This window comes from Mariniphaga sp. (genome assembly GCF_041687215.1).
In the GTDB taxonomy this organism is placed as follows: Bacteria; Bacteroidota; Bacteroidia; order Bacteroidales; family Prolixibacteraceae; genus Mariniphaga.
The window spans coordinates 1-10,255 of sequence record NZ_JAWLCI010000099.1; the positions used below are offsets into that span (position 1 = coordinate 1).

The 10,255-nt window shown below is 39.8% G+C and carries 11 protein-coding genes and 2 tRNA genes; 9 read left to right on the plus strand and 4 right to left on the minus strand.

The window, feature by feature from the left end; translation table 11 throughout:
* Position 1: 1 nt before the first annotated feature.
* Together ACESMA_RS20590 and folB are read right to left on the minus strand one after the other, a co-directional pair.
* Positions 2–72, minus strand: a tRNA-Cys gene (locus ACESMA_RS20590).
* A 152-nt stretch (positions 73–224) separates the two neighbouring features.
* The gene (gene folB, locus ACESMA_RS20595) at positions 225–575 is read right to left on the minus strand and encodes a dihydroneopterin aldolase (protein WP_372950764.1); all 351 of its coding nucleotides are present in this window, start codon (positions 573–575) and stop codon (positions 225–227) included.
* Between the two features lie 127 nt (positions 576–702).
* On the opposite strand from folB, the gene ACESMA_RS20600 reads away from it, so the two are divergent.
* The 6 genes from ACESMA_RS20600 (at position 703) to ACESMA_RS20625 (ending at position 6,230) form a co-directional block, all read left to right on the plus strand.
* Positions 703–2,403 (plus strand): glutamine--tRNA ligase/YqeY domain fusion protein, encoded by a 1,701-nt coding sequence (locus ACESMA_RS20600; RefSeq protein WP_372950765.1) that lies wholly within the window; start codon positions 703–705, stop codon positions 2,401–2,403.
* Between the two features lie 164 nt (positions 2,404–2,567).
* Positions 2,568–2,942, plus strand: a complete 375-nt coding sequence (locus tag ACESMA_RS20605; protein ID WP_372950766.1) for a LiaF transmembrane domain-containing protein — start codon at positions 2,568–2,570, stop codon at positions 2,940–2,942.
* 67 nt (positions 2,943–3,009) lie between these two features.
* Positions 3,010–3,717, plus strand: coding sequence for a LiaF transmembrane domain-containing protein (locus tag ACESMA_RS20610; protein WP_372950767.1), 708 nt, complete (start codon positions 3,010–3,012; stop codon positions 3,715–3,717).
* Between the two features lie 2 nt (positions 3,718–3,719).
* Positions 3,720–4,766 (plus strand): sensor histidine kinase, encoded by a 1,047-nt coding sequence (locus tag ACESMA_RS20615; RefSeq protein ID WP_372950768.1) that lies wholly within the window; start codon positions 3,720–3,722, stop codon positions 4,764–4,766.
* A gap of 6 nt (positions 4,767–4,772) precedes the next feature.
* Positions 4,773–5,522, plus strand: coding sequence for a LytR/AlgR family response regulator transcription factor (locus ACESMA_RS20620; RefSeq protein WP_372950769.1), 750 nt, complete (start codon positions 4,773–4,775; stop codon positions 5,520–5,522).
* A 36-nt stretch (positions 5,523–5,558) separates the two neighbouring features.
* Positions 5,559–6,230 (plus strand): fatty acid desaturase, encoded by a 672-nt coding sequence (locus ACESMA_RS20625; RefSeq protein WP_372950770.1) that lies wholly within the window; start codon positions 5,559–5,561, stop codon positions 6,228–6,230.
* An 18-nt stretch (positions 6,231–6,248) separates the two neighbouring features.
* On the opposite strand, the gene ACESMA_RS20630 is transcribed toward ACESMA_RS20625, so the two are convergent.
* Entirely contained in the window at positions 6,249–7,142 is an 894-nt protein-coding gene (locus ACESMA_RS20630) for a carbohydrate kinase family protein (protein ID WP_372950771.1), read from the minus strand.
* Positions 7,143–7,253: 111 nt separating this feature from the next.
* Between ACESMA_RS20630 and ACESMA_RS20635 the strand changes: the two genes are divergently transcribed.
* The 3 genes from ACESMA_RS20635 to ACESMA_RS20645 all read left to right on the plus strand — a co-directional run bounded on the left by ACESMA_RS20635 (position 7,254) and on the right by ACESMA_RS20645 (position 8,836).
* Positions 7,254–7,329 (plus strand) — tRNA-His (locus ACESMA_RS20635).
* A gap of 409 nt (positions 7,330–7,738) precedes the next feature.
* The gene (locus ACESMA_RS20640) at positions 7,739–8,425 is read left to right on the plus strand and encodes an IS110 family transposase (RefSeq protein WP_372950772.1); all 687 of its coding nucleotides are present in this window, start codon (positions 7,739–7,741) and stop codon (positions 8,423–8,425) included.
* 3 nt (positions 8,426–8,428) lie between these two features.
* Positions 8,429–8,836 (plus strand): transposase, encoded by a 408-nt coding sequence (locus ACESMA_RS20645; protein ID WP_372950774.1) that lies wholly within the window; start codon positions 8,429–8,431, stop codon positions 8,834–8,836.
* Positions 8,837–8,847: 11 nt separating this feature from the next.
* Here ACESMA_RS20645 and ACESMA_RS20650 read toward each other — a convergent pair whose 3' ends face one another.
* Complete coding sequence (locus ACESMA_RS20650) at positions 8,848–9,279, minus strand: hypothetical protein (protein ID WP_372950773.1); 432 nt, start codon at positions 9,277–9,279, stop codon at positions 8,848–8,850.
* Between the last annotated feature and the right edge of the window lie 976 nt (positions 9,280–10,255).

Sequence of the window (10,255 nt, forward strand, 5' to 3'; positions counted from 1 at the left end):
GAGGTTCCTGGCGGATTCGAACCGCCGTATACGGTTTTGCAGACCGCCGCCTAGCCACTCGGCCAAGGAACCTTTTTTAAATCACTATTTCAATGCCCTGGAGCCGTATACGGTTTTTCCCGAGAACTCGGGACTAGCCACTCGGCCAGGGAACCATTTTTTGAATTCGGACTGCAAATGTAGAAAAATTTGCATTGAATTCCATAAAAATAAACTCAAACATTTTATCGCATTAGCGTCACACTGGCTTTTTCAATTTGCCCGCCCATGGGTGGATTGAGTTTGGAAACCTTTATTTTTGCTTTTTGTATGGACGTAAATTCTTCAAGAAGGGCATCGAGGATTCGCCCGGCAACATGTTCCAAAAGATGCGATTTCACTTGCATTTCTTTCTTTACCAAATCGTAAACCGCCTGATAATTTAATGCATCTTCCAAATTGTCAGAAGCAGCAGCTTTTAAACAATCTGTTTCAAGCCATACATCCACCAAAAATTCATTGCCAACAATACGCTCAGCTTCAAAATGGCCGTGGTAAGCGTAAAAGTGCATTCCTTCAATTTCAACAATTCCCATTTAATTTTTAGCGCGAAATTAAAAATAAGTGACGAATGCAAAGAAATTACAGGTACCTTAATCATACTGAGCAACCTTTTTTTAATTTTGCAGCCATTGAAAACCAGCGGATAAAATATTAAGTACCATGGCAAACGACACCGAAAACAAAGAACCGGCAAAAAAATCGAACTTTATTCATTTGCAAATTGAAAAAGACTTGCAGGAAGGGAAAAACAACGGGCGGGTACACACACGGTTTCCCCCGGAACCAAATGGTTACCTGCATATTGGCCATGCCAAATCGATATGCCTGAATTTTGGAATTGCCGAAAAATTTGGCGGCAAATGCAATCTTCGGTTCGACGATACCAACCCCACCAAAGAAGAGATGGAATATGTGGAATCCATCGAAAAAGACGTCCGCTGGCTGGGATTCGACTGGGAAGACCGGTTGTTTTATGCCTCCGACTATTTTGAAAAACTGCACGACTTTGCCATATTGCTGATAAACAAAGGCAAGGCCTATGTTGACGATCAGAGCTCAGAAACCATAAGCGAACAAAAAGGAACGCCCACCCGTCCGGGAACCGAAAGTCCATACAGGAACCGGACACCGGAAGAAAACCTTGATTTGTTTAACCGAATGACAGCCGGTGAATTTGATGAAGGTTCGCGGGTTTTGCGGGCCAAAATCGATATGGCTTCGCCCAACATGCACATGAGAGACCCTATTATTTACCGCATTTTAAAAGCGCATCATCACCGAACCGGAGACAAATGGTGTGTTTACCCAATGTACGATTTCGCACATGGGCAAAGCGATTACTGGGAAGGTATTACGCATTCCATTTGTACGCTTGAGTTTGAAGTGCACCGACCACTTTACGACTGGTTTATCGATCAGTTAATGGATTCAGATTACCGTCCGCGGCAGATTGAATTTGCCCGGCTGAACCTTACTTACACCATTATGAGCAAGCGCCGGATGCTGGAACTGGTAAAAGGGGGCTATGTTAGTGGCTGGGACGATCCGCGCATGCCTACCATTTCCGGGTTACGACGAAGGGGTTTCACACCGGAATCAATTCGTAATTTTTCTGACCGAATTGGCGTAACCAAAGTTGACGGGATGATTGACGTTTCGCTGCTGGAATACAGCGTTCGCGAACATCTGAATAAAACCGCACAGAGGGTAATGGGAGTGCTAAATCCGCTGAAAGTGGTCATCACCAACTATCCTGAAGGCCAGGAAGAGGAGTTGGAAGCCATAAACAATCCCGAGGACGAAAGGATGGGTTCACGAAAAGTTCCTTTCTCCAGAGTACTTTACATCGAACGCGACGACTTTATGGAAGATCCGCCACGTAAGTTTTTCCGGCTGGCTCCCGGTCGCGAAGTGAGATTGAGGTACGCTTATTTTGTAACCTGTACAGATGTTATTAAAAATGATAAGGGAGAAATTACAGAACTGCATTGCACCTACGATCCGGCATCGAAAGGAGGTAACTCTCCCGACGGAAGAAAAGTGAAAGCCACCCTTCACTGGGTTTCGGCAAAACACGCGGTAAAATCGGAAGTCCGGTTATACGACCGCCTGTTTTACGACGAAGACCCGGCTGGACATAAAGATGTTGATTTTAAAGAATTTCTGAATCCGGATTCCCTTCAGGTTTTACCGGAATGTTATATCGAACCCTTTGTGAATGATGCGAAACCACTCGATCATTTTCAGTTTGAGCGGTTGGGATATTTTAACCTTGATTATGATTCTATTCCGGGAAAACCGGTTTTTAACCGGACAGTTCCGTTACGCGATTCCTGGGTAAAAGCGCAAAACAGCATGTAAATCAATCAAATAAGAAAAGAGGGTTGTTGAAATTAAAAAAACAACCCTCTTTTAGTGTAAAATCATTCCATTTACCGATTCATTCCCTGTGTTAACCGAATGTTAAGTTGTGTGCCTTGGTGTTATTTATATATTTGTTCGCACCAAAAAAAGGGACAGGAAAAATGGAAAGCGAACAGAAAAAAGACAATTCACGGGTAACTTTAGCCATAATACTTATTGTTTTGGGCATGGTGTGGTTATTGCAGAAAACCGCTCCTGCTTTAGAAATGATTGGAATACAGATAAAAAACCTGTTTATTCCATTCAGACACCTGTTTATGAATTGGGGAAATTTTCTTTTTTCCTGGCAAATGGTTTTAATAATTATAGGACTTGTTTTGCTTGCAGGTAAAAGGTCTTTTGGTATAGTTTTAATTGTTTTGGGTGGACTTTTTTTGGCGCCCAAAATTTTGATTTTTCCTCATATCACCCTTTCATTTATTCTTCCTGCTATATTAATTGGTGCCGGCATTGCACTCATTGCTAAATTTATTTAAATAAGAATGGCAGATGGTTGAGAATAAGTTTCAGCAATCTGATTTTTAATTCAATAACAGAATAAAAATGGAAAATAAAAGTGTTTCAAACAAAAGGGTATTATTCGGATTATTTTTAATCCTGGTTGGCATATTCTGGATTTTGGTGAAGTTGGACCTGATACCCCATGTATGGACTGATGTTTTAATATCATGGCAAATGCTGCTTATTGGTATCGGTGTTTTTTCTTTTATTGCCGGAAACCGGACAGCAGGTACCATTTTAATGTTTATCGGGGGATTTTTTCTGATTGACGAACTGGTTGTCATTCCCTATCAATTGAGGCAAATTGGGTGGCCGGTTTTGATTATCGGAGTTGGCGTTGCACTTCTTGTTACACACAGGCAGCGAAACCAGCCTCCCCAGATTGACGCCTCCAGCCTGGGAATGGATTATTTCGATGATTTTGTAATTTTTGGAGGAAGAGAAATATTTATCAACTCAAAAAGTTTCCTGGGCGGTAAAATAACCTCCATTTTTGGTGGAGCTGAATACGATTTACGTCAGTCCAGCCTTTCAGAAAACGGGGCCATTATTGATTGTGTTGCCATTTTTGGCGGCAGTGGTTTTAAAGTTCCGCCCGACTGGACTGTTAAAAACGAAGTGACCACCATTTTTGGTGCATTTACCGATAAACGAGGCGCCTCGGTGCACGATGTAAGTTGCGACCCCGCAAAAACATTAATTATAAAAGGTTTTAGCGCCTTTGGCGGAGTGGAAGTAAAATACAATTAAAAATGGATTTTAAACACCCTTTTATTTCCAATTCAAGGTTAGCCCTTTACTATATATTGGCATGGTTAGCCATTTTGTTGGGCAGTGTTTTGCTCAAATGGCTGGCTTACGGGTTCGATCCTGGCATGGCCGTTGCCGAAGCTTTTGCCTTGCCTTTTACCTTTGCCATTATCGGCGCTTCAATTTGGTATGTAATTAAATACAGCACGCTCGAAAACTATTCGCCCGGAAGAATTATTCTTTCACACCTTATTGCAGCCACAATCATTGTTTTTATCTGGCTTTACCTGGGTGTTGTAATTATAAAACTCCTTCATCCATACTCCGAACAATGGATAGACAATAATTTGGCAGCCAATATTTTTGGCGGTTATATGCTTTACCTTACCTATGTTATTTTCTTTTATGCAGTAAATTACTACCAGGGATTTAAAGAAAAACTTCGAAATGAGGGAAAGTTAAAGTCGCTGGTGAAAGAAGCAGAATTGCACGCATTGAAATCCCAAATCAATCCGCACTTTTTATTTAACAGCCTGAACAGCATTTCTTCGCTTACCATGACCGACCCTGCAAAAGCTCAGGAAATGGTAATTAACCTTTCTTCGTTAATGCGTTATTCGCTGAAACACGACCAGATTGATAAAGTTCCGTTTAGTGAAGAGCTGAACAACAATAAACTCTATCTCCAAATTGAAAAAGTAAGATTCGGGAAAAAACTGAATCCGGTTTTCGAAATCGATGAAAATTGTCTGGATGCATTAATTCCAAATATGATTTTACAACCATTGTATGAAAATGCCATTAAGTACGGCGTTTATGAAGCCACTGAACCGGTTGAAATTGCGACCCGAACTTCTTGCCAAAACGATGTGCTCGAAATTACAATAACAAACAATTACGATCCAAACTCCATTAGTAAAAAAGGAGAAGGAATTGGTTTGCGCAATATTCGCGACCGCCTTCAGATTATATACAATAATCCTCTACTTATGAAAGTTGAAGACAATAAAAAAGAATTTAAAGTAACTTTGGCTATTCCACAAAAATAAACTGCTATGACCGAAAAAATACGAACCATTATTGTTGAAGACGAGGAACTTGCACGTAAACTGCTGAAATCGTTTCTGAACGATGCCGAAAACATTGAACTGATTGCAGAATGTGAAAACGGTTTTGAAGGCGTAAAAATGATTAACGATCTGAAACCCGACCTGGTTTTTCTCGATATTCAGATGCCAAAAATTACCGGTTTCGAACTGCTTGAACTGCTTGACCATAAGCCTCACATAATTTTTGCCACGGCTTACGATCAATATGCACTGAAAGCATTTGAATACAACGCTGCTGATTACCTGCTGAAACCTTATTCCAAAGACCGGCTATTGGAAGCTATTGAAAAAGTTGCCAACCGGATTAAGGATGAAGGCCCGGTCTCCGATGTTGCAGAAAAAGTAAGCGAATATCCGAAGGAGGATTTCCTCGATCGTATTGTTGTAAAAGACCGGCACAAAATTCACATCATTCCGGTTGACCAGATACGGTACATTGAGTCGATGGACGATTATGTAATGATTTACACCCACGAAGGCCGCTACATGAAACAAAAAACCATGAAGTACCTGGAGGGTGCTCTCAATACAAAAGATTTTGTTCGCATTCATCGATCCTACATTGTTAAGGTTGAGCAAATTAATGAGATACAGCAGTATGAAAAGGAGTCTTACATTGTTATTTTACACGATAAAACCAAACTGAAAGTAAGTAAAACCGGTTATAAAAACCTGAAAGACATTCTTAATTTCTAAAAAATAGTTTAACTTGTCCCAAACATATTTGCGGACATGGGAATATTTATCGCATTAACAATAATCATTTTCTGGCTGGGGCATTTGCTCTATTCATTGTTTTATGTTGAGCCTGATTTTTTATCGCCCATTTTTTATTTGCATGTTCTTATCCAGGCTTATTTATATACCGGCCTGTTTATTACCGGGCATGATGCCATGCACGGAACCGTTGCCAAAAACCGGAAACTGAATAATTTTTTTGGGCACCTTTCCACCACACTGTTTGCTTTTTTGTCTTTCCGCGTTTTATCGAAAAAACATTACCTGCATCACCGTTTCCCCGGCACAGAGCAGGATCCCGATTTTTCGCCCCGCAGCAATAACTTTTTTGTGTGGTGGTTTATTTTTATGAAAAATTACACTACCTGGTGGCAAATTCTGTTTATGGCTATTGCATTTAATATTTTACTTATTTGGTTTTCCGAATTTCAATTGATTACATTTTGGGTTGTTCCGGCCATTTTAGCTACATTACAACTGTTCTTTTTTGGAACTTATTTGCCACACCGCCGGCCGGTTTCCGAACAAATGAAACCACATAATTCACGAACGCAGATAAAAAATCATTTGCTCGCCATGCTTTCCTGTTATTTTTTTGGCTACCACTGGGAACACCACGAATCGCCCACTACGCCCTGGTGGAAACTCTATCAAATGAAAAAATAGAAATATTTCAAAAGAATTTTACTTCATAAATGCTTCTATATCACGTACAGAATATTCCGGCACTGCTCCTTGTCGGGAAGCAACAAACGCGCCGGTTGCACAAGCATATTCCAGCGCTTTTTCAGGAGAACTTTCAGCGGAAAGTTGTGCAATTAAGCCAGCCAGAAAGGAATCGCCTGAACCCACGGTATCCACAGCAATAACCTTAAATCCAGGGTGCTTAATCCATGTGTTATTTTTTAAAAGTGCTGCTCCGTTTGCTCCCCGCGTAACACAAACTATTGTACAGGAAAAATATTCAGAAAGCCAGCGGACTAATTCTTCTTCGGTGCCTTTTTGATCATTCCACAGGGCAATAGTTGCAAGTTCCTCGTTATTCAGCTTGGCAAAATCAGCCAGATGCAGCATTTCTTCTACAACATCTCTGGTATCGTAGGGTGGTCGCAGATTCACATCCAAAAATCGTTTTGCCGGTGAATGTTTAAGAAATTTCAATAAGTTTTTTCGTGTAGTTTCATTTCGCGAAGCCAGTGTGCCAAAAACTATCAAATCAGCTTTTTCTGCCAGATTTTCCATTTTTTTGTTGAACTGAATATTATCCCAGGCAACGGGTTCGCAAATCTCGTATGTTGCATTTTTTTCCGAATCGAGATGAACCAAAACCTGGCTTGTGGGCAAAACATCATCTGTTTGCAAATATTCCAGATTCATTCCTGTTTCCTGAAGAAAAGTCTGCAGTTTTTGTCCGTCAGCATCATTCCCCACACTGCTGATAATAAAAGGATTTAGTTCCTGTCTTTTTAAATGAATGGCTACATTCAGTGGTGCGCCGCCAGGTTTTGCTCCGGTGGGAAGCATGTCCCACAAAACTTCGCCAAAACAAACTATGGTATTTACATTTAGTTTTTTCATTTTGTTTGGTTTCTTCCAAAAATAGTTTTTTCAGGTATATTCACGGTATAAATTTTTAATTTTCGCGAATCAAAAACGAATAAAATATTATATTTGCAGCCGCAAATAAATGGTGGTTGTAGTTCAGTTGGTTAGAACGCTGGATTGTGGTTCCAGAGGTCGCCGGTTCAAGTCCGGTCTACCACCCAAAAAAACCCAATTGAGGGTTCGGAGGGTCGTCCCGACTGCTAAGTCGGGATCTACCACCCAAAAAAACCCAATTGAGGGTTCGGAGGGTCGTCCCGACTGCTAAGTCGGGATCTACCACCCAAAAAAACCCAATTGAGGGTTCGGAAGGTCGTCCCGACTACCAAGTCGGTATCTACCGCCCAAAAAACCCGATTGAGGGTTCGGAAGGTCGTCCCGACTACTAAGTCGGGATCTACCACCCAAAAAAAACCAATTGAGGGTTCGGAAGGTCGTCCCGACTACGACGGTGGAACTTCTTATCCTGGGTTGCCCAGCCTCAATAGTAATTAAAGCAAAGCTTAATAGCATGGAATAAGGCGAGCATCCTGTCACAGTTAATTTATAAACATGCAAAAGTTATAATTAACATGGAACGTAAATTTAAATTAATCTTTGGAATTGACATTAGTAAACTGACACTTGATGTAACTTATCTTTTGAATGACTCGTCACATTATCTCCAGGTTCCCAACAATGCAAAGGAAATTAGCCAACTGGTTGATAAAATAAAAGAACTTGATATTAAAGAAAAAGAAGTTCTCATTTGTTGCGAAAACACCGGAAATTATACTGAAAAGTTAGCCTTGGTTATGAAAGGACTTGATGTAACTTTTTGGGTTGTCCATCCAATAATCATGAAAGGATACAGGCTGAATTTACAACGGGCAAAAACCGATAAAGTAGATTCCATGAAAATAGCCGAATTTGCCCTGGCCCACCAACATAAAGCTACCAATTTTCATCACCCTGACCAGAAAACCAAAGAACTGAAAGAATTATATCTTTTACGAAAACAACTCATTAGCCTTCGACAACGGACGCTAAACTTTATTGCCAGTGAAAGCGATAAGGTTATTCCAGGAATTTTAAACACGGTCATTTATAATCAATTGAAACATTTTCTCACAGATTTGATTAAAGAGGTAGAGAAAAGCATACAATTACTGATAAAGTCAGAAAAAACAATTAATAGTTATTATAACATATTACTTTCTTTTCCCGGTATCGGACCAGTTATAGCACAACATATTTTAGCTGTAACCGATGGATCTTAAAAAATTGTTGACTATAAAGCTTTTGCCTGTTATGTGGGAATTGCCCCTTTTGAACGTACCTCAGGAACTTCAATCAGGTACAGACCAAGAACCTCAAAGAAAGCAAACCAGGAGCTAAAAGCAGAAATGCACCAGGGAGCTTTAAGTGTTATCAGAAAAGGACAACTATTTCATAGTTATTATAAAACAATGCTGGACAGGGGAAAACACCACCTATGGATACTAAATACTATTATGAATATGATTGCTAAATCTATTTTTGTGCTAGCCAATAAAATGACACCCTTCAACAATGAAATATTTGTTAAGAACAAAAAATCTTGGCAAAATAATTTGTTTTGTCATAGTAATCGGGATGGTGAGACAGGTGCTCCGGTGGGCTTAACGACTCACGGCCATCTATTCGACTAGGGCAAGTAGTTTTAATCCTTTTTCCCAAATTTATATCTAAATCCCCACGAACTTTGGATTATTAAGTCACTTTCAATGTCTAATGTTGGTTGTAATTCTATGTGTAATGAAAATCTGTCAAATTTTTCAATCGGGGTAAATTGAACTCCAACAGGTAATACAAATCCAGTGAAATAATTAACATTACCCCCTAATCCAATATATACGTTATGATTTTCTTTTTTTACAATATTGTAACACACTATCAATTCAGGTGTTATATCATTTACAGTCGTGTTACTATATAATCTCAATTCACTCCAAAATCTGTCATTGAAATTGTATCCTAATCCGATCTTTGAAAGTGAGGATGAATAATATGAAATACTTAATTGTGAAAATCCTTTTACGCTGAGAATGGAAAAAAATCCAATTAGTACCAAAATTCTAATTTGTCTTTTCATGTCATTATGGTTATAATTATTAGTAATCTGTATTTTAATTCAATAAGTAATGTCTGTTCATTGGTCTTTTACTATTTGCCCTAACGTTGTGCTAAATTTACTACTTATATTCCAGTTATGTAAAATTACATATATTCCCATTATTTGAAAAAAATCATTAATCGGGAATTGACAATATGAAGTATTCAGATGTTTGCTGATGTTTTTCATTTAATTCATTTTCGGCTGAGCTTTCAATTGTTGCTTTTTGGTTTTCAAGTTTTAAAAATAGCAATCTTTTGCTAAAAAGGCTCCCCGGCATAACAGAAACACCCCGGTTTTAATCGCCGGGGCCTTAAAAATCCCTAATTTGCTGTGTCACAATAACCGCCAACGTCGTGGGCATAGCACTGTTCCGCGTTTCTGATGTCCCCACACCCGTGGGCAAGACAATGTTTGGCGTTTCTGACTTCCCCACGGCATGGGCTCGACATTGTTTGAAGTTTCTGGTGTCCCCACGCCTGTGGACATAACTTTGTTCAGTGTTTCTGATGTCCCCACGCCGTGGGCATAACATTGTTTGGTGTTTATGACGTCCCCACACCCGCGGACAAGACAATGTTTGGCGTTTCTGACGTCCCCAAGTCCTGAACATGACTTTGGCAAGAAACTCTGTGTTCTACCTAAGGGAACCGTTCTTTTTTGGAGAGACCGGTTCCTTTTGACCTCACAGTTTCTGATATGCCTGCGATTTGTTTTTATTGAGCGGGTGACTCTCAGTCACCCGCTCAATAGCAAAGAGGAGAATCACCCGCTCAACGGCAAACTAATTTACCCCTGAACTGTTGCATGTAATAAAGCCGGTTTAAAATTTTCGTGTGCCGGTTCATACAAAATAAAATAATATGAAACCCACATGACAAATTTTTGACACCCACGAGAATGAAAATTGGGTGCGCTGCGGGCGACACCATTTTTATTGAGTATTCGTAACTTA